Source organism: Pseudomonas guariconensis (assembly GCF_024127895.1).
Lineage (GTDB): Bacteria > Pseudomonadota > Gammaproteobacteria > Pseudomonadales > Pseudomonadaceae > Aquipseudomonas > Aquipseudomonas guariconensis_B.
Window position 1 is genome coordinate 76,768 of sequence record NZ_JAMYBK010000007.1, and the last position, 21,709, is coordinate 98,476.

Annotated in this window: 3 protein-coding genes; all 3 read right to left on the reverse strand. The window is 66.2% G+C overall.

Features of this window, described 5'->3' with window-relative positions:
* Positions 1 to 58 precede the first annotated feature (58 nt).
* From NJF35_RS10600 to NJF35_RS10610, 3 genes are read right to left on the reverse strand one after another with little or no spacing between them, the layout of a single operon-like run.
* Positions 59 to 11,896, reverse strand: coding sequence for an amino acid adenylation domain-containing protein (locus NJF35_RS10600; protein ID WP_253091026.1), 11,838 nt, complete (start codon positions 11,894 to 11,896; stop codon positions 59 to 61).
* A complete protein-coding gene (locus tag NJF35_RS10605; protein WP_253091011.1) occupies positions 11,896 to 18,363 on the reverse strand; it encodes a non-ribosomal peptide synthetase in 6,468 nt (2,155 codons plus the stop codon). Before NJF35_RS10605 ends, NJF35_RS10600 begins: the two co-directional genes overlap by 1 nt.
* Before the next feature lie 14 nt (positions 18,364 to 18,377).
* Positions 18,378 to 21,704, reverse strand: a complete 3,327-nt coding sequence (locus tag NJF35_RS10610) for an amino acid adenylation domain-containing protein (RefSeq protein ID WP_410896977.1) — start codon at positions 21,702 to 21,704, stop codon at positions 18,378 to 18,380.
* Positions 21,705 to 21,709 lie beyond the last annotated feature (5 nt).

A 21,709-nucleotide genomic window follows, 5' to 3' on the forward strand; every position in this document is an offset into this window, starting at 1 on the left:
GAATGCTCCAGGCCGGTCGGCGCAAGGCACGACCGGCGGTTGAGAGAAAAAGAAAGGGTCAGCAGAGGGTAACGGGCAGGGTCAGGGTATCCAGGGCATCTTCGAGCGCCGCGAGCAGGGAAGCCTCGCGCGGGATTTCGAAGTGCCCGCACGGCAACACGTCGCCGGCCAATGACTGGCCGATCTGCTCCGCCAGGGCCTGGCGCTCGGCATCGCGATTCGGCGCCCACCAGCTGATGGGTTCGACAGCCACTTCGCGGCAGCGCGGCAACTGCACCGACAACTGCTTGAGCTTGCGGGCCACCACGAACACGTTGGCCAGCTCGTCGCTGCCCAGCGCCGCATAGGTCGAACGGGCAGTCTCGTCAGCATCGCGCTCGGCGACCATCTGCGTCAGCAAACGGCGAATGGCGTCGGGGCTTTCCGGCACGTCTGCCACCGGTACCGTGGCGCCTGGCAGCATCACCCGGGCGAAGGACTGCAAGTCCTCCAGCCAGTCGTCCTGCACGCTGTGGCTGGCGGACGGCACGAAACTGTCGAGCAGGCCGACGAAGGCAACCTGCTGGCCTTGAGCCTCCAGCTCGGCCGACATCAGCAGCGCCAGGGCTCCGCCCAGCGACCAGCCGGCCAGGTGATACGGCCCCTGGGGCTGGGCCTGGCGCAGGTAGGTCACGTAGTCCCGCGCCATGCTCTCCAGCGAGTCGTCCTGCCACTGCGCGTCGAGCAGCATGCGGTTGCTGATGGCGATCAGCGTGCGCTTGCCGTTCAGGCGTCGGGCCAGCGGCTCGTAGTCGAACACGGTGCCGAACCCTGCGTGCACGCAGAACAACGCCGGCACCTGTTCGACCACACTGTTGAGCGTCAGCAGCGGCGACACCGAGGCACTGTCCTGCTCCCCCGTCAGTTGGCCGATGGTCGGCTTCTGCACCAGGTCGCGCAGCTTCAGGTTCAGCCCCAGCGCTTTCAGACGACGCGCCTTGGCGATCACCTGCAGGCTGAGGATCGAATCGCCGCCCAGGTCGTAGAAGTTGTCCGTCAGGCCCACCCGCTCGACCTTCAGCACCGCCTGCCAGATCTCGGCCAGGGCACACTGCAGTTCGGTCCGCGGCGCGACGAAGTCGTCACCCTGACGCACGGCCTCCGGCGCTGGCAGCGCCTTGCGGTCGACCTTGCCATTGGGGGTCAATGGCAAGCTGTCGAGCACCACCCATTGGGCAGGCACCATGTAGTCCGGCAGACGTTGCTGCAGTTGCGCACGAAGCGCCTCGCACAGGCCCGTTGTCTGGCCGCTGGCCGTCACCACATAGGCGACCAGCTGCTTGCCGCTGCCACCCTCGCGGGCCACTACCACGGCATCGGCCACGCTCGAAGCCTGGCGCAGGCTGGCCTCGATCTCGCCCAGCTCGATACGGAAACCGCGGATCTTCACCTGGTTGTCGATACGGCCCAGGTAGTCGTAGATACCATCGGCACGCTTGCGCACCAGGTCGCCGGTGCGATACAGGCGGTCACCCGGACCACCGAACGGGTCGGCGACGAAGCGCTCGGCGCTTTGTCCGGCACGGTCCAGATAGCCACGGGCCAGGCCTTCGCCGCCCAGGTAAAGCTCTCCGGCAGCGCCCACCGGCAATGGGTTGAGGTCCTGGTCGAGGACATAGCCGACCCGCGCCCCGACACAGCGCCCGATGGGCGCGTAGGCCGCACCGCATGCCTCGCCTTCGGCCGCCTTCCATAGCAGCGGGGTCACCACCGTTTCGGTCGGGCCATAGCCGTTGATGATGTAGCGCGGCTGCAATGCCCGGCGCGCCTGATCGTAACTGGCCTGCGGCACGGCATCGCCACCGAAGCAATAGACCCGCACCGCAGGCGGGTTACCGGCCTGTTCGGCGTGTTCGGCCAACTGTTGCAGGTAGACCGGCGGGAATGCGGCCACGGTCACGCCGTGGCGCTGCATGGCATGGTAGGTCTGCTCCGGCGTCCACAGGTTGTCGTCGCGCAACAACAGGCTGCCGCCATGGGTCAGGGTGGTCAGCCAACGTTCGTGGGCACCGTCGAAGGCGAACGACATGAAGTGCAGTTCACAATCTTGCGGGCTCATCTCGTAAAGCTCGCCGATCGCCTGGCAATGCATGGCCAGCGGGCCATGGCTGACCGCCACGCCCTTGGGTCGGCCAGTGGAGCCAGAGGTGTAGATCACGTAGGCCAGGCTGTGGGCATGCAGTTCGACCTGCGGCGCGGTGCGTGGCTGGTCGTCCAGCGCCAGGGTGTCGAGGCTCAGCACCTGCAGGGTGGCCGGCACCGGCAGGCACGGCAGCAGCGACGACTCGGTCAGCAGCAAGGCGATGCCGGAATCCTGGATCAGGTACTCCAGGCGTTCACGGGGGTAGTTGCTGTCCAGCGGCACATAGCCCGCGCCGGCCTTGAGCACCGCCAGCAGGGCAATCACCTGCCCGGCATTGCGCGGCATCGCCACGCCCACGCGAATCTCCGGACCAACGCCACGGGCGATCAGCGCATGGGCCAGGGCATTGGCACGGGTGTCAAGCTCAGCGAAGTCGAGCACCTGCTCGCCCACCCGCACGGCCGGCCGTTCGCCCTGGCTGAGGGCAAGCTGGGCGATGCGCTGGTGCACCGGCACCAAGGCCGGCTCGTCCAGAGGCGCGGGCAAGCGAGGCCCGTCGAGCTGGGCCAAGCCCTCGGGCAGGCCGATCTCACCGAGCAGGCGGTCGGCGTCGCTGGCCAGCAGCGTCAGCAAGCCCTGCATGTTGGCGCGGATAGACGCTACTGCCGCCTCGCTGAAGTGCTCGCGCATATACATGTATTCGATCACCAGGCCTTCTTCGAGGGTGACCATCAGGTCCATCGGGAAGTTGGTCACACCGGCGCTTTCCAGGTCGCCGAAGCGCAGCGATTCACCGCTCCACTCGCGCAGGGTGCGGTCCACTGGCTGGTTTTCGAAAACGATGATGCTGTCGAACAACGACTGGCCACTGCGGCCCGACCAGCGCTGGATGTCGCTGAGCGGGGTGTATTCGTGCTCGCGCATTTCCAGGTTGTAGTCCTGCAGCGCGCGCAGCCATTGGCCGACCGACTGGCCTGGGGCAATCTCCTGGATCACCGGCAAGGTGTTGATGAACAGGCCCATAATACGCTCGCTGTGCGCCAGGTTTGCCGGGCGGCCGGCCATGGTCGCACCGAAGGCCACGGTGCGCTGGCCACTGTAACGGCTGAGCAGCAACAGCCAGGCACCTTGCACCAGGGTGTTGAGGGTGACTTGTTCAGCCTTGGCGAAAGCCTTGAGCTGTTCGGTGGCCTGGGCGTCCAGGCGGGTGTACAGGACATGGTGGCCCTGCCCGGCCGGTTGCACCGGGAAGCCATTGACCAGGTAGGTCGGCTCGTCCAGGCGCGCCAGCTGGCGGCGCCAGAAGCCTTCGGCGGCGTTCACGTCCTGGGTGCGCAGCCAGGCGATGTAGTTGCCATAGGCGACCACCGGTTCCAGCGTCTGCCCGGCGTAGTGGGCCAGCACCTCGCCCATCAGTTGCGACGTGCTCCAGCCGTCGACGAGGATGTGGTGGTAGGTCCAGATCAGTTGATGGCTGTCTTCGCCGGTGCGTACCAGCACCAGTCGTTGCAAGGGCGGCGCCTCGAGGGCGAAACCGCGCTTGCGCTCGGCCTCGGCCAATGCCTGCACCCGCGTCTCGATCTCCTGCCCGCCGCGCCAGTCGTAAGTGCTCAGCGGCACCGGCAGCTCGCCCATGACGAACTGCAGCGGCTCTTCCAAGTCCTGCCACAGGAAGCCGGTACGCAGCACCGCATGGCGCTGGCTGACGGCGGCCCAGGCGGCAGCGAAGCGCTCACCATCCAGACCCTGCACCGGAATGCTCAGCTGGTTGACGTACAGGTCGGCCTCTGGAGTGTTGAGTCCAAGGAACAGCATGCCCTTCTGCATCGGCGACAGGCTGTAGAGCGCCTCGACCCGCGCATGCTCGATCGGCAGGGCCGCCACTTGCGCTTCGCTCAGGCCATGCAGCGGCACCACCGGCACGGCTGTGGCCGGCGCTTGATCGCTGTTGCCACAGCACAGCGCCAGCTTCTCGATGGTCTGCTGCTGGAACAGGTCCTTGGCGCTGAAGACGATGCCCATCTGACGGGCGCGGCTGACCAGTTGGATGGAGATGATCGAGTCACCGCCCAGGGCGAAGAAGTTGTCGGTGACACCCACCTGCTCCAAGCCAAGCACGTCCTGCCAGATCTGCACCAGGCTGGCTTCCAGGTCATTGCGCGGCGCCACCAGGGCAGCAGTGCCTGAACCGGTATCAGGGCGCGGCAGGGCCTTGCGGTCGAGCTTGCCGTTGGGGCTGAGCGGCATGCGCGCCAGCACCAGGGTCTGGGTCGGCACCATGTAGTCCGGCAGGTCGCGCAGCAGCGCCTGGCTCAGGGTCTCATGCAGGGCCTGCTGGCCTTGCGCATCGTCCAGCAGACTGGCGTCGGTGGGCACCAGGTAGGTGACCAGGCGCTTGCTGCCATTGAACTCCACGGCAAGCACCACGGCCTCGCGAACCTGCGGTTGCTCCAGCAGACGCGATTCGATCTCCCCCAGCTCGATGCGCAAACCGCGGATCTTCACCTGGTGGTCGGTGCGGCCCAGGTACTCGATCACCCCATCGGCGCGCTGACGGCACAGGTCGCCGGTGCGATACAGGCGTGCTCCGGGCACGAACGGGCTGGCTACGAAGCGCTCGGCGGTCAGCGCCGGGCGACGGTGGTAACCACGGGCAAGGCCGGTACCGGCCAGGTACAGCTCGCCGGTGACACCGACCGGCACCGGTGCCAGTTCGCCGTCGAGCACATAGGTGGCCAGGTTGGCGATGGGCTGGCCGATCGGCACGGTATCGGCGCCTTCGTCACGGCACGTCCAATGAGTGACGTCGATGGCCGCCTCGGTCGGGCCATAGAGGTTGTACAGCCCTACCTGCGGCAGACGCTCGAACACCCGCTGCTGGGTATCCACCTGCAACGCTTCGCCACTGCACATGATCTGCCGCAGGCTCGTGCAGCCGGACAACTCCGGGTGCTGCATGAAGGCCTGGAGCATGGACGGCACGAAGTGCAAGGTGGTGACCTGCTGCGCCTCGATCACCGCCACCAGGCGAGCTGGCTCGCGGTGGTCGCCAGGTGCCGCCATGACCAGGCGTGCGCCGGTCATCAGCGGCCAGAAGAACTCCCACACCGACACGTCGAAGCTGAACGGGGTTTTCTGCAGCACGCAGTCGTGGGCACCCAGCGGGTAGGCCTGTTGCATCCAGTACAGGCGGTTGCTCAGGCCCCGATGCGGGTTGCCGGCACCTTTGGGCTTGCCGGTGGAGCCGGAGGTGTAGATGACATAGGCGAGGTTTTCCGGGCTCAGCTCGACGTGTGGATTGCCCAGCAGCTTGCCTTCGAGCGCATCGGCGTAGCCGTCCAGCGTCAGGATGTGCACGGCCTCGCCCACCGGCAACACGGTCCGCAGGCGCGCCTGGGTCAGCAGCAGTTCGATGCCGCTGTCCTCGATCATGTAGGCCAGGCGGTCCTGCGGGTACTCGGGGTCGAGCGGCACGTAGGCGCCGCCGGCCTTGAGAATGGCCAACAGGGCGACGACCATTTCCAGGCTGCGCTCGGCAGCTACACCGACCAGCACGTCCGGCCCTACGCCACGTGCAGCCAGGTCGTGAGCCAGGCGGTTGGCACACTGGTTGAGTGCCTTGTAGCTCAGGCTGTGCGCACCGCTGACCAGGGCAATCGCTTCCGGCTGTACCTGGGCCTGGTGCTCGAACAGACGGTGCACGGCGAATTCGTCGGGGTAACGCACCTCGGTGGCGTTCCACTGGCGGATGACGCGGTCATGCTCATCGGCTTCCAGCACCTGGAACTCGCCCAGGGCACGCTCGGCATCATCGCTCATCTGCAACAACAGGCGCGCCATCTGGCCAAGCAGACGCTCGACGCTGGCTTCGTCGACGCAGGCGCGGTCATAGCTGATGTTGAACGACAGGGTCTGGCCCATGTTCACCGCCAGGGTTAGCGGGTAGTTGGTCTGTTCATGAACATCGACATCGCCGAATTCCAGGCTTTGCGGCGCGCCTTCCTGCAAGGCTTGCGACACCGGGTAGTTCTCGAACACCAACAGGTTGTCGAACAGCGTCTGCCCTTCAAGGCCGGCCCAGCGCTGCACATCGAACAGCGCGGTATGCTCGTGTTCGCGCAGGGCCAGGTTGTCGTCCTGCAAGGCCTGCAGCCAGGCGCTCAAACGCAGGTCCGGACGAATCGGGGCAATCACCGGCAGGGTGTTGATGAACAGGCCGATCTGTTGCTCGACGCCCTTCAGTTCAACCGGGCGACCCGCCACGGTGGCACCGAAGACCACGGTGTCGAGGCCGGTGTAGCGCTGCAACAGCAACAACCAGGCAGCCTGCACCAGGGTGTTGAGGGTGACCCGCTGCTGGCGGGCGAAGTCGGCCAGATGCTGGGTGGTGGCCTGGTCCAGCAGGCGGGCGCAGTGGCCGTGGCCGCTCAGGCCCAGCAGCTTGCCGCTGGCCATGGCCGGCACCAGCCGGGTCGGTTCGCCCAGGTGGCGCAGTTGCCCATCCCAGAACGCCTTGCCGCGCACCGCGTCACGCTGCTGCAGCCAGCCGATGTAATCGCGGAAACGCCCCGGTTGTCGCTGGACAGGCTGGCCGGCGTAGTGTTGCAACACCTCGCCCAGTAGCTGCGAGTTGCTCCAGCCGTCCATCAGCACGTGGTGGTTGGTGTAGACCACCTGGTAGCTGTCTTCGCCGGTGCGTACCAGCACCAGGCGCAGCAATGGCGCCTGGGCGACGTCGAAGCCGCGCTCGCGCTCGCTGGCCAGCAATGCAGTCAGGCGCGCCGGCTGGTCGGCCTCATGGCGCCAGTCGTGTTCGGCGAACGGCAGTTGCAGGTGCTTGTGCACCACCTGCATGGGTTGCTCGAACAGCCCGCCCCAGACAAAGCCGGTACGCAGGATGTCGTGGCGCTCGAGCATGGCCTGCCAGGCCTGCACGAAGCGCTGCGGGTCGAGCCCACGTACTTCCAGGCACAGCTGGTTGATGTAATGCCCATCGCCCTGCTCGTACAGGCTGTGGAACAGCATGCCTTGCTGCATCGGCGATAGCGGGTAGATGTCTTCGATCTGGCCGGCCGCAAGGCCGAGGCTGTCCAGTTGCGCCTGGGTCAGGCGGGCCAACGGGAAGTCCGACGGGGTCACGCCCTGGCTGTCGGCCTGGCAGCAGTGCTCGACCACACGCCGCAGGGCAACGCCATAGGCATCGGCCAAGGCCTGCATGGCCGCCTGCTCGAAGCGCTCGCCGCTGAAGGTCCAGTTCAGGCTCAGCTCGCCGTCATAGATGCGACCGTTGACGGTCAGCCAGTTGCCCAGCGGCGCCGACGGGCTTTGCTCCTCGCCCGCCGACTCTGGCGCCGGGGTGAACAACGCACCCTGCTCGGCATCGAAGCTGCCGTCGAACTGGCCGAGGTAGTTGAACGTCACCCGCGGCACCGGCAGCACCTCGATGGCCTGACGTACGTCCGCATCGGCCAGGTAGCGCAGCACGCCAAAGCCCAGGCCTTTATCGGGCGCTGCGCGCAATTGTTCCTTGATGCGCTTGATCGAGCTGCCGATGTCGGCCGCCGGGGCCAGGTGCACCGGGAACACGCTGGTGAACCAACCGACAGTGCGGGTCAGGTCGATCGCGTCGTCCAGCGCCTCGCGGCCATGGCCTTCGAGCTGGACCAGCGCCGACCCGTGCCCGCTCCAGTCACATAGCACCTGGACCAGGGCGGTCAGCAGCAGGTCGTTGACCTGGGTCCGGTAAGCCGCCGGGGCACGTTGCAGCAGTTGGCTGGTAAGGTCCTTGTCGAGCACGGTGTGCACGCTCACGGCGTGGCGCCTTTCCTGGCTGGCCGCCGGGTTGCGACACGGCAGGCCTTCAGGGGCGCCCTGCAGGCGTTGTTGCCAGCCTTCGAGCTCCTGCAGCAAACGTGGGCTGCGAGCATGCGCCTGAAGCTGGGCGGCCCAGGCCTGGTAGGCACTGGTCTTGGCCGGCAGGCGCACCGCCTGGCCTTGGACGATCTGCTGGTAGGCGCTTTGCAGGTCTTCGAACAGGATGCGCCAGGACACACCATCGACCACCAGGTGATGCACGACCAACAACAGCCGCTGACTGCCATCGGGCAACGTCGCCAGCACTGCACGCACCAGCTCGCTGCTGGCCAGGTCAAGGCTGGCCTGGGCCTGATTGGCCACGGCGTCCAGTGCCTCCAGCGAATCCGGGCTCACCTGCCACAGCAGTTGCGGGCGCGGGCCCGGCTCGCCATGGCTGGCGCTCCACACACCGTCCTGCTCGACGAAGCGCAGGCGCAGGGCGTCATGGTGTTCAAGCAGCGCATCCAGGGCCTGGCCCAGCGCTGCGGCGTCCAGCGCCTGCTGCGGTTGCAGCAGCACGGCCTGGTTCCAGTGATGACGCTCGGCCATCGGCTCGGCGAAGAACGCCTGCTGCACCGGCAGCAGCGTAATCGGGCCGCTCACCGGCCCCTGGTCGTCCTGGGCGATGCCGTCATCGACCTGGGCCACCGTCGCCAGGCCTTCCACGGTCTGGTGCAGGAACAGGTCCTTGGGGGTGAAACGAATGCCGATCTGCCGCGCCCGGCTCACCACCTGGATGGAGATGATCGAGTCGCCGCCCAGCTCGAAGAAGTTGTCGCTCAGGCCGACGCGCTCGAGCTTGAGCACCGTCTGCCAGATCTCGGCGATGCGCTGCTCCAGCTCGGTGCGCGGCGCCACGTAGGTTTGCTGCAGCAGGCTGGTGTCCGGCTTGGGCAGGGCCTTGCGGTCGAGCTTGCCGTTGGGGGTGACCGGAAAACGCTCGAGGAACAGGATGTGCGCCGGCACCATGTAGTCGGGCAGCAGCGCCTTGAGCTGGCCGCGCAGGCGCTCGGCCAGGCCTTCGCGGGCCGTACCGGGCTGGGCGATCACGTAGCCGATCAGTTGTTTGCCGGTGTTGCCGTCCTGGGCCGCGACCACCGCGTCGGCAACCTCGGCCAGCCCTTGCAGGCGGGCTTCGACTTCACCGAGCTCGATACGGAAACCACGGATCTTGACCTGGTTGTCGATCCGGCCGAGGTAGTCGAACACACCGTCCTGGCGTTGGCTGACCAGGTCTCCGGTGCGATACAAACGCCCGCCCTGGCCATCGAACGGGTCGGGTACGAAGCGTTCGGCGGTCAGCGAAGGCCGGTCCAGATAACCACGGGCCAACCCTTCGCCGCCCAGGTACAGCTCGCCCTTGGCACCCGGCGGCAGCAGGTTCAGTTCAAGGTTGAGAGTGCAGGTGCGACGGTGACCGATGCGCGTGCCGATCGGTGCGTAGGCCGACGCGCAGACGTCGCTGGCCGCAGCCTTCCAGATCAGCGGCGTGACCACGGTTTCGGTGGGGCCGTAGCCGTTGATGATGTACTGCGGGCGCAGCACCCGCTTGACCAGTTCGAAACTGGCCTGGGGCACCGCGTCGCCGCCAAAGCAGTAGACGCGCACCGCCGGCGGGTTGCCCTCGCGCTCGGCATGCTCGGCCAGCTGTTGCAGGTACACCGGCGGGAACGCCGCCACGGTCACGCCGTGTTCGTGCATCTGCCGGTAGGTCTGCTCCGGTGTCCACAGGCTGTCGTCGCGCACCAGCAGGCGCGCGCCGTGAGTCAGCGCGGTGAGCCAGCGCTCCTGGGCACCGTCGAAGGCGAACGACATGAACAGCAGCTCGCAATCGTCGGCATGCATCTCGTAGCGCTCACCGATGGCGCGGCAGTGCATGGCCAGAGGGCCGTGGCTGACCGCCACGCCCTTGGGCAGGCCGGTGGAGCCGGAGGTGTAGATCACATAGGCCAGGTTGCGCGGGTCGACGTCCACCTCGGGCGCCTGGGTCGGCAAGGTGCTCAGGTCGAGGCTGTCAAACAGCAGCACGGCGACCTGCTCAGGCACCGGCAGTTGCGCTTGCAGGCTGGTGTCGGTAAGCAACAGGCCAATGCCAGCGTCGCCCATCAGGTAGGCCAGGCGGTCGCGGGGGTACTGGCTATCCAGCGGCACGTAGGCGCCACCTGCCTTGAACACCGCGAGCAGGGCCACGATCATGTTTTCGCTGCGCGGCAAGGCCACCGCCACCCGGGTTTCCGGGCCGACACCACGGGCGACGAGGGCGTGGGCCAGGCGGTTGGCCTGCTGATCGAGCTGGGCGAAGGTCAACGTGCGACCGCTAAACACCACTGCCGGCGCATCCGGGGTGAGCCGCGCCTGCTCGGCAATGCGTTGGTGCACCAGCGGCGCCTGGGCATCGCTTTGCGGTTGGCCATCGAGCAGCAAGGTGCGTTGTTCGGCGTCACTGAGCAGCGGCAAGGCGCCCAGGGTTTGCGCAGGGTTGGCGGTGATGCCTTGCAGCAGGTTGAGCCAGTGGTCGACCAGACGCTGGGCGGTGGCCGGGCTGAACAGGTCGGTGGCGTAGACCAGCTTGGCCGACAGCCCTTCTGGGCCTTCGACGGTGTCCAGGGTCAGGTCCAGGTGGGCGCTGCGGATCTCCCAATCCAGGCCCCCCACACTCAGGCCTGGCAACTGGCCCAGCGACTGGCCAGCGCCCTTGCCCGCGCTCTGGTGGTTGTACATCACCTGGAACAGCGGGTTGTAGCTGAGGCTGCGCTCCGGTTGCAGCGCTTCGACCAGTTGCTCGAACGGCAGCTCCTGGTACTGCTGGGCTTGCAAGGTGGTGGCGCGTACCTGTGCGAGCAAATCGAGGAAGCTCAGCTCGCCATGCAGCTCGGCCTTGATGATCTGGGTGTTGACGAAGAAGCCGATCAGGCGCTCGGTCTCCACCCGGTTACGGTTGGCCAGTGGCACGCCGATGCGGATGTCCTGCTGGCCGCTGTAGCGGTACAACAGGGTATGGAACGAAGCCAGCAGCACCATGAACAGGCTGGCGCCCTGCTGCTGCGCCAAGGCCGAGAGCTGGTCGCTGAGCGCACGGCTGAACGGTACCTGCAGGCGAGCGCCCTGCATGCTCTGCACCGCCGGGCGCGGGTAGTCGGTGGGCAGTTCCAGCACCGGCTGGGTCGCGCCAAGCTGTTCGCGCCAGTAGGTCAACTGGCGCTCCTGCTCGCCTGCCTCCATCCAGCGGCGTTGCCAGATGGCATAGTCGGCATACTGGATCGGCAACGCCGGCAAGTCGACGCTGCCACCGGTGCTGAGCGCGGCGTACACGTGGATCAGCTCGTCGACCATGATCTGCATCGACCAGCCATCGGAGACGATGTGGTGCTGAGTCAGCACCAGCACATGATCGTTAGCGGCCAGGCGCAGCAGCTTGATCCGCAGCAACGGGCCACTGCCCAGGTCGAACGGGCGCTGGGTCTCCTCCTCTACCGCGGCGCGAATCTGTTGGTCGCGCTGCTCTGGGTCGGCCGAACAAACCAGCGGCTCGACGACGATGTTCGGCGCGCTCGGCTCGGCAATCACTTGCACCGCCTGGCCATCATGCTCATGGAAGGTACTGCGCAGTGGCTCGTGGCGGGCGATCAGGTGGGCGAAGGCACCTTCAAGCGCCGCCAGGTCGAGGGCGCCATGCAGGCGCAACGCACGCGCAATGGCATAGGCATTGCTGTGCGGCTCCATCTGCCAGATGAACCACTGGCGTTGCTGGGCGAACGACAGCGGCACATGCTCGAACTGGGCGCGGGTGCGGGGGATGGGCAGGTTGGCCGGGGAAATGCCTTCCTGAGCCATTTTCTGCAAGTAGATCCGACGCTTTTCCAGCGGTAGCAGGATGAAGCGCTCGGCGATCTTCAGTGCAGCTGCTTTATTGTCCATCATGCTTCATCCACCTCATCCAGCAAACTTTCCAGTCGATTCAAACGGTCCGCATCCAGCACGCCGGCGGGCGGTTCCAGGTGATCGACGAACTCATTGAGTACAGGGAACTGGAACATCAGTTGCGGTGCGGCGCCGATGCCCATTTCCAGTTGCAGGCGTGACAGCACGCCCATGACCAGCAGCGAATGACCGCCCAGTTCGAAGAAGTTGTCGCCCAGCCCTACCCGCTCGACCTTGAGCACGTCCTGCCAGATCTGCGCGACCTGTTCCTGCAGTGGGGTCTGCGGTGCCTGGTACGCCACCCGGGCGGCATCCAGGTTTGGGGCAGGCAAGGCCTGGCGGTCGAGCTTGCCGTTGGCGGTCAGCGGCAGGGCCGCAAGGCTCACCACGTGGGCCGGAATCATGTGTTCGGGCAGGTGCTGGCGCAGGTAGGCCTGTACCTGCTCACGCAGCCCACCCGCGTCGTCCAGCGCCACCACATAGGCCACCAGCTGCTTGCCCTGCTCGGTGTCACGGGCGACCACGGCGGCATCGGCCAACTGCGCCATGCCGCGCAGGCAGGCACCGACTTCACCGGGCTCGACCCGGTAACCACGGATTTTCACCTGGTCATCGATACGGCCAAGGGTTTCGATCGCGCCGTGGTGGATACGTACCCGGTCGCCCGTGCGGTACAGCCGCTCGCCATGGCTGGCCTGCGGGTCCGGGACAAAGCGCTCGGCGGTGAGCCCTGGGCGGCCCAGGTAGCCTCGGGCCAGGCTCGGCCCCCCCACATACAGTTCGCCATGAACCCCTTCGGCCACCGCTTGCAGATTGGCGTCCAGCAGTTGCAGGCGCACATTGAGCAACGGACGCCCCAAGGGCACACCTTGCAATTGCGCGGCTGTCGGCAGTTCAGTGGCCAACACGCCGATGGTGGTTTCGCTCGGGCCATAGTGGTTGACTACCCGGCACGTCGGCGCCAGTCGCCGAACCTCGGCGAGCAGCTCGACACTGCAGGCTTCGCCGCCCAGCACCAAGCAACGACGCGGCAGTACCTGGGCCGGCTCGGCCACCTTGAGCAACGATTGCAGGTGTGAAGGCACCAGCTTGATGAAGTCGATCGCCTCGCGGCTCATGTACTGCGCCATGCCCTGGGCGTCCATGGCCAACTGCTCGTCGAGCAGGTGCAGGCTGCGGCCGCTGCACAGGGCCGCGAACAGGGTCGTGTAACCCAGGTCGGCGGCCAAAGTGGAGGCCAGCGCCATGCGCTCTACCCCTTCCAATGGCAGCACCGCCAGCGCCGAAGCCAGGTAGTCGGCCAGCGCCCCTTGGCTGACCAGCACGCCTTTCGGCCGGCCTGTGGAACCAGAGGTGAAGATCACGTAGGCGGCCAACTCGGCCTCGCGCTGTACGGCATCCAGCGAACCGCCTTGCGGCAACTGGGCAAGTTCTTCGAAAGCAAGGCCGCGCAGCGCAGGCAAGGTGGTGTGTTCGACCAACCAGGAAGCCGGGCCCAGAAGCAGGCTTGCCTGGCTGTCCTCGAGCATCTGCCGGGTACGCGCAGGTTGTGCCCGTACGTCCAGCGGCAGGAACGCCGCACCGACCTTGAACACCGCCAGCAGGCCGATCACGAACTGCGCCGAACGCTCGGCGGCAATCGCCACCACACGTTCCGGGCCAACACCGTTGGCTTGCAGGTGCACGGCCAGGTCCACGGCGCGCTGGTTCAGCTCGCCGTAGCTCAGGCGCTGCTCGCCACACACCAGCGCGACCCGGGATGGGTTGACTCTTGCCTGCTCTTCGAACAATTGCAAGGCCTGTAGCGCCTGGCTATCGCCCCGTACGTCACCCTGGCACAGCGCAGCCAGCGCCTGGCGCGACGCCTCGCTGCCCAACTGCACTGCCCCGACCGGTTGGGTGGCGTCGTCCACCATCGCCTGCAGCAGGCAGCGCCAGTCAGCCAGCAGGCGCTCGGCGGTATCCGGGTCGAACTGGTCGACGGCATACACCAGGGTGGCGATCACGCCCTCGGGGGCTTCGACGGTTTCCAGGTTGAGGTCGAACTTGGCCTCCTGAACGTCGGCGGCCAACGTCTCGATGTTCAGCCCTGCCACCACCGGGCCTTGTGCCTGGGTGCCCTGGGCACGGTGGTTGAACAGCACCTGGAATAACGGGGTGTGGCTCAGGCTGCGCTCAGGCTGCAAGGCTTCGACCAGTTGCTCGAATGGCAGGTCCTGATGGTCCTGAGCCTGCAGGGTGGTCTGGCGCACCTGCTCGATCAACTGCCCCAACGACAGGCGACCATCGACACTGGCGCGCATGACCAAGGTGTTGATGAACACACCGAGCAGGCCTTCGGTTTCCTGGCGGTTACGGTTGGCCACCGGCACACCGACGCGAATATCGTCCTGGCCGCTGTAGCGGTGCAGCAGCGCCTGGAACCCGGCGAGCAAGACCATGAACAAGGTCGCCTGCTGGCGCTGGGCGAGCTGGCGCAAGCCTTCGCACAACGGCGCGTCCAGTTGCAGCTCAAGCTGCCCGCCACGATGGCTAGGCTGGGCCGGGCGCGCACGGTCGCCTGGCAGTTGCAGCACGGGTTGCTGCTCGCCCAACTGCGCACGCCAGTACTGCAACTGCCGCTCGCGCTCGCCGCCTTCCATGCGCTGGCGCTGCCACAGGGCGTAGTCGACGTACTGGATCGGCAAGGCGGCAAAGCCTGGATCACGGCCTTCGACCTGGGCGGCGTAGCTGCGCACCAGCTCATCGACCATCACCTGCATCGACCAGCCATCGGAGACGATGTGATGCTGGGTCAGCACCAACAGATGGTCCTGCTCCCCCAGCGGCAACAGGGCTACACGCAGCAGCGGGCCATTGACCAGGTCGAACGGCTGGCGCACCTGCTCATCGATGAAGTGGGTGATGAGCGTACCTTCATCGGCCTGGGCGTGTACCTGAATCTGCACCGGCAACGTGGCATGCACCACCTGACGAACACCGTCGGCGTCATGGGCGAAAGTGGTGCGCAGCGGCTCGTGGCGGGCGGCCAGGCTGTCGAAACTGGCACGCAGGGCCTCGATGTCCAGCACGCCACGCAGGCGCAGGGCACGTGGCAGGTTGTAGGCGGCGCTGAAGGGCTGCATCTGCCAGAGGAACCACAAACGCTCCTGGGCGTACGACAACGGCAATGCACCTTCACGCGGCGCTCGAGCGATACGTGGCCCGCCACCCAATTGCAGGGCTTCAAGCATCGCCGCCTGGGCTTGCAGGGTGCTGTTTTCGAAAACCTGACGCAGGCTGGCCTCGCGGCCCAACTCGTCACGAATGCGCGACACCAGCTGGGTGACCAGCAGCGAATGCCCGCCCAGGTCGAAGAAGTTGTCGTGCAGGCCGACCCGCTCGAGCTTCAGCAGGGTCTGCCAGATGGCGGCCAGTTGCTGCTCCAGCACGGTACGTGGCGCCACATAGGCCTGTTGCCATTGGCTGGCGTGCGGCTTGGGCAAGGCCTTGCGGTCCAGTTTGCCGTTAGGGGTCAGCGGCATCGCCGCCACGAACATCACCTGCGCCGGCACCATGTACTCTGGCAACTGCGCCTTGAGCCGGCCCTTGAGCTGCTCGCGAACGGCATGCTGGGCAGCGCTGTCGGCCTGGGCCAACGCCGAGTCGTGCGCTACGACATAACCCACCAACTGGTCGCCGCCGATCCCCGGCTGGGCGACCACGGCCACCTCGCGTACGGCCTCGCAACCCAGCAGGGCCGACTCTATCTCGCCCAGCTCGATGCGGAAACCGCGAATCTTCACCTGGTGGTCGGCGCGGCCAATATATTCGTATTCACCGCCAGCGTTCAGCCGCGCCACGTCACCGGTGCGGTACAACCGCTCACCCTGGTCGGAGAATGGGTTGGGCAGGAAGCGCTCGGCGGTGAGCGAAGCGCGGTTGAGGTAACCGCGAGCCAGGCCCTGGCCGCCGATCATCAGTTCACCCGCCACACCCTCTGGCACCGGGCTGAAGTCGGCACCGACCACATACAGCTCGGTGTTGCCGATCGGCCGGCCAAGCAGCGGCCGCGTTCGCTCAGCGTCCAGCCGGTAGCGCGCCGACCAGATGGTGGTTTCGGTCGGGCCATAGAGGTTCCAGACCGGGCCGATGGCCTCCAGCATGCGCGCGGCCAGCTCTGGCGCCAGGGCCTCGCCACCGCACAGGCACTTGCAGCCTGCAAGTGCCTGGGTGTCGCCGTGGTCGAGCAACATACGCCAGGTCGACGGTGTGGCCTGCAAGACCGTGACCGACCAGCGCCGGGCCAACGCCAACGCCGCGGCCGGGTCCTGGGCGATGTCCTTGCCAGCCAGCACCACCTGGGCGCCACAGGTCAACGGCACGTACAGCTCCAGGCCGAAGATGTCGAACGAGAAGGTGGTCAGCGACAGCATGCGGTCGGCAGCGTCCAGGCCAGGCTGCTGCGCCATGCTGGCGACGAAGTTGGCCAGGGCATGATGGCTGATCACCACGCCTTTTGGGTTGCCGGTGGAGCCGGAGGTGTAGATCACATACGCCGCCGAATCGGCGGGCAGGTTCAACTGCGGGTCACCCTGCGCCACCGCTGCCTCGGGCAGACGGTCCAGGCACAACAACTGCGCGCCGCGGCCTTCGAATCGTGGCGCCAGGGCTTCGTGGGTCAGCAGCAGGCCCATGCCGCTGGCTTGGATCATGTAGTCCAGGCGCGCCTGTGGGTAGGCCGGATCCAGCGGAATGTAGGCGCCGCCTGCCTTGAGGATGGCCAACAGACCGACCACCAGATCAACCCCGCGCTCGACGGCCAGGCCTACCATCACTTCCGGACCAACGCCCAGGGCAATCAGCCGATGGGCCAACTGGTTGGCGCGCAGGTTCAGTTCGGCGTAGCTCAGTACCTGCTCGGCAAAAGCCAGCGCCGGGGCATTCGGGGTGCGTGCCGCCAGGTCGGCGAACTGCTGGTGCACCGACAATGCCGGCACGGCCATGGCCGTGGCGTTGTTGCCATGAACCAACTGTTGCCAGTCGGCGGCGTCGAACAGCGCCAAGGCATCGACCCGCTCGGCGGGCTTGGCCAGCAGGCTCTGCAGCAGGTTCTGCCAGTGGCGGCCGAGGCGCTGGACCGTGGCGGGGCTGAACAGGTCGGTGGCGAACACCAGGGAAGCACCGATACCGTCGGGGGTTTCGACGGTTTCCAGGGTCAGGTCGAACTGCGCGGTGTGCTGGCGGGCTTCATGGTTGCTCACCTCAAGACCCGGCAGGCGGGTAACCGAGGCTTCACCGACTTCCTGGCCACGGTGGTTATGCATGACCTGGAACAACGGGCTGTGGCTCATGCTGCGTTGTGGCTGCAGCAGCTCGACCAATTGCTCGAATGGCAGATCCTGATATTCCCGGGCCTGCAAGGTCGCCTCACGCACTTGGGCAAGCAATGCGGTGAAGGGCTGGCTGCCATCGACCACAGCGCGCAGCACCAGGGTGTTGACGAAGAAACCGATCAGGCCTTCGACCTCGGGGCGATTGCGCCCCGCCACAGGTACACCGACGCGCACATCTTCCTGGCCGCTGTAGCGGTACAACAATGCCTGGAACGCGGCCAGCAGCAAGGTATAGAGCGTCACGCCCTCGCGCCGGGCCAGGTCCTTGAGGCCATGGGTCAACGCTTGTGAAAGCTGGAAGTCCACCCGGTCGCCGCGATAGCTCATGACCTGGGGCCGGGGGAAGTCGATGGGCAGCTCAAGCACCGGCTGGTGGCCACCGAGTTGCTGCTTCCAGTACGCCTGCTGGCGCTCGCGCTCGCCGGCGTCCATCCAACTGCGCTGCCACAGGGCGTAATCGGCGTACTGCACCGGCAATGCCGCCAGCGCTGCCGTGCTACCCGAGACACGGGCGCTGTACAACTTGATCAGCTCGTCGATCATGATGCGCATCGACCAGCCATCGGAAACGATATGGTGCTGCACCAACGACAACACGTGTTGCTGGTCATCCAGGCGCAGCAACTTGACCCGCAGCAGCGGCCCTTCACGCAAGTCGAACGGCTGTTGCCCATGGGCTTCGATCAGCTCGGCCAGGCTTGCCGGGTCGGCCACTGACTGGTGCTCGACCTGGATACAGCCCTGGCCATCGACCTGCTGCACCACCTGGCCGTCGACTTCGGCGAAGCGGGTGCGCAGCGACTCGTGCCGGACGACCAGCTCATCGAAAGCCGCCTGCAGGGCATCGCTGTCCAGCGAGCCTTGCAGGCGCAGTACCGACGACATGTTGTAGGCGCTACCGGCAGGATCCAGCTGCCAGAGAAACCACAGACGTTCCTGCGCATAAGACAAAAGCAGCGGCTGGGAGGCATCACGCTTGAACATCGGCGCTATGCCGAACAGATTGATCCCTTTCTTCCCAAGCATCACGGCGAGGGCTTTCCTCTCGGCCAAGGACAGCCCTTCCACCGACTCGATCAACTTTTGCACGCGCAACCCCCAAACTAGGAAATCAGACTTTCAAGCTCTTGTGCTGATAGACGTTTGAGGGCCTCCAAGGATTTAGCCAACTCGTCTTCAACGGGCTGGACGTCTGTTTGCAGCTGCTGCACCTGATCGGCGAACTGTTCCAGGCTGGCGGTCTGGAACAGGGCTTTGAGCGGCACGTCGACGCCCAGTTGCTGACGGATCTGCATCATCATCTGAGTCGCCAGCAGCGAGTGGCCGCCGAGGTCGAAGAAGTTGTCGTGCAGACCGACCCGCTCGAGCTTGAGCAGGGTTTGCCAGACGTGCGCCAACTGCTCTTGCAGCGGGGTCTGCGGCGCCACGTAGGCCTGCTGGCGCTGGCTGCTGTCGGGTGTCGGCAGGGCCTTGCGGTCGAGCTTGCCGTTGGGGCTCAGGGGCAGGCTGGCCAGCTGCACCAGGTGGGCAGGCACCATGTAGTCGGGCAGCAGCGTGCGCAGGCGGGCCTTGAGCTGTTCGCCCAGTTGCGCCGAATCTGCTTGATGCGCTACCACATAGGCCGCCAACTGCATGTCGGCACCGGTACCGACCGCCAGCACTGCCGCTTCGCGCACTTCAGGCTGCTCCAGCAGGCGCGCCTCGATCTCGCCCAGTTCGATCCGCAGGCCGCGGATCTTCACCTGATGGTCGATGCGCCCCATGTACTCGATCACCCCGTCGGCGCGCTGACGCGCCAGGTCGCCGGTGCGGTACAGGCGCTGGCCAGTGGCGAACGGGCTGGCGACGAAACGCTCGGCGGTCAACCCCGGGCGACGGTGGTAGCCCCGCGCCAGCCCTTCGCCACCCAGGTACAGCTCGCCCACCAGCCCTGCTGGCAGTGGCGACAGATCGTCGGCCAGCACGTAGGTGCTCAGGTTGGCAATCGGCTGCCCGATCGGCACGCTGTCCAGACCTTCGTCGCGGCAGGTCCAGTGAGTCACGTCGATGGCCGCCTCGGTCGGGCCATAGAGGTTGTACAGGCCCGCATTCGGCAGTTTGGCGAACACCTGCTGCTGGGCATCCACCTGCAGCGCCTCGCCGCTGCAGACGATGCGCGTGAGGCTGGTGCAGCGCGACACGCCTTCATCCTGCAGGAACACCTGCAACATCGACGGCACGAAGTGCAGCGTAGTGATGCCCTGCTGCTCGATCAGCCGCACCAGCCGCGACGGCTCGCGGTGATCGCCCGGCGCCGCGACCACCAGGCGGGCACCGACCATCAGCGGCCAGAAGAACTCCCACACCGACACATCGAAGCTGAACGGGGTTTTCTGCAGCACCGCGTCCGTGGCATCCAGGCCATAGGCCTGCTGCATCCAGCACAACCGATTGGTCAAAGCCTTGTGGCGATTGCCCGCGCCTTTAGGCTTGCCGGTGGAGCCGGAGGTGTAGATCACGTAGGCCAGGTTTTCTGGCTGCGGTTGTACGCCGGTGGCCTCGACGGAACACGCGAAGTGCCCCTGCTCGTCGACATTCAGGGCACGCACCGAACCTGGCACCGGCAGTTGGTCGCGCAGGTGCGACTGGGTCAACAGCAGCCCTATACCGCTGTCTTCGAACATATAGGCCAGGCGCTCGCGCGGGTATTCAGGGTCCAGCGGCACATAGGCGCCACCGGCCTTGAGCACTGCCAGCAGGCCCAGCACCATTTCGATACTGCGCTCGACGCAGATGCCTACCAGCACGTCCGGGCCCACCCCCAGCTCGATCAACTGATGGGCCAACTGGTTGGCCTGCTGGTCCAACTCACGGTAGCTCAGCTGGCGTTCGCCGAACACCAGGGCCACGGCGTCTGGGGTCTTCTGCGCCTGCGCCTCGATCAGGCTGTGCACGCAGGTGCCCGATGGGTAATCGACGAAGGTGTCGTTGAAGCCGTGAACCAGTTGCTGCAACTCGCTGGCATCGCACAATGGCAAGGCTTGCACCCGTTCGACCGGGTTGGCCACGACCCCGTACAGCAGGTTCTGCCAGTGACGCAGCAGGCGTTCGGCGCTGACGCGGTCGAACAGGTCGGTGGCGTAAGTCAGGCTAGCCACAAGGCCCGTGGCGGTTTCGACGGTATCCAGGCTCAAGTCGAACTGCGCCGAGCGTTCATCGCGCTGCACCGGCTGCACGTCCAGGCACGGCAGGGCCATGCCTTGGCCTGCACCTGCGACCTGATGGTTGAACATCACCTGGAACAGCGGGCTGTGGCTCATGCTGCGCTCCGGGTGCAGCGCCTGAACCAGCTGTTCGAAGGGTAAGTCCTGGTGCGCCTGGGCCTGCTGCGCCGCCTCGCGCACCTGCGCCAGAAGGGCTTCGAAAGGCTGCAGGCCGTCGATGCGCGCCTTCATCACCTGGGTGTTGACAAAGAAGCCGATCAGCCGTTCGGTCTCCATCCGGTTGCGGTTGGCCACCGGCACGCCAACATGGATCTCGGCCTGCCCGCTGTAGCGATGCAACAGCGCCTGGAACGACGCCAGCAACAGCATGAACAGACTGACATCCTGGCGCTGGGCCAACGCCTTCAGCCCCTCCAGCAAGGCCGGATCAAGGTTCAGGTCGAGCACCGCGCCCCGGTGGCTGGCCTGGGTCGGACGTGGCCGGTCGGTCCGCAGGGTCAGCACCTCAGGCGCTTCGCCCAACTGGTCTTTCCAGTAGGCCAGCTGGCGGTCTCCCTCCCCCGACTCCAGCCACTGACGTTGCCAGGCGGCATAGTCGGCATACTGGATCGGCGCCTCGGCCAGGTGTGCGACCTGGCCTTGCAGGCGGCTGGCGTAGCAGGCCAGCCACTGCTCGATCAGCACGTTGATCGACCAGCCATCGGCGATGCTGTGGTGCAAGGTCAGCACCAGCACATGGTCGTCGGACGCCACACGCAGCAGATTGACCCGGGCCAGCGGGCCCTGCATCAGGTCGAATGGCTGGGCGGTGCAGCGCTCGGCGTACGCCTTGATGGCTGACTCGACTTCATCGTTCGCGCCCACTTCATCGACCACCAGCGTCAGGTGCAACGCATCATCGAGCACCTGGCAGACCTGCCCCTGGTGCTCGACGAAGCGTGTGCGCAAGCTGCCCTGGTGACGCACCAGGTCTTCGAGGCCAGCTTGCAACGCAGCCATGTCGAGGGCGCCGTTCAAGCGCAGCACCGCCGGGATGTTATAGGCGCTGCTCGACGGCTCCAACTGCCACAGAAAGTGCTGGCGCTGCTGAGCGTAGGACAGCGGCTGCGGCCCCTGCTCCAGGGCCGGCACGATGGGCAGGCGCGCAACATTGACACCGGCCTGGGCCAGCTTGGCAAACAGCTGCCGACGGCGCTCGCCATCAAGGTTGCGCAGACGCGCAACCAGTTCCT

Excerpts from the sequence above, each read along its gene's own strand:
- NJF35_RS10600 (WP_253091026.1), bottom strand. The coding sequence starts at position 11,896 with ATGGACAATAAAGCAGCTGCACTGAAGATCGCCGAGCGCTTCATCCTG.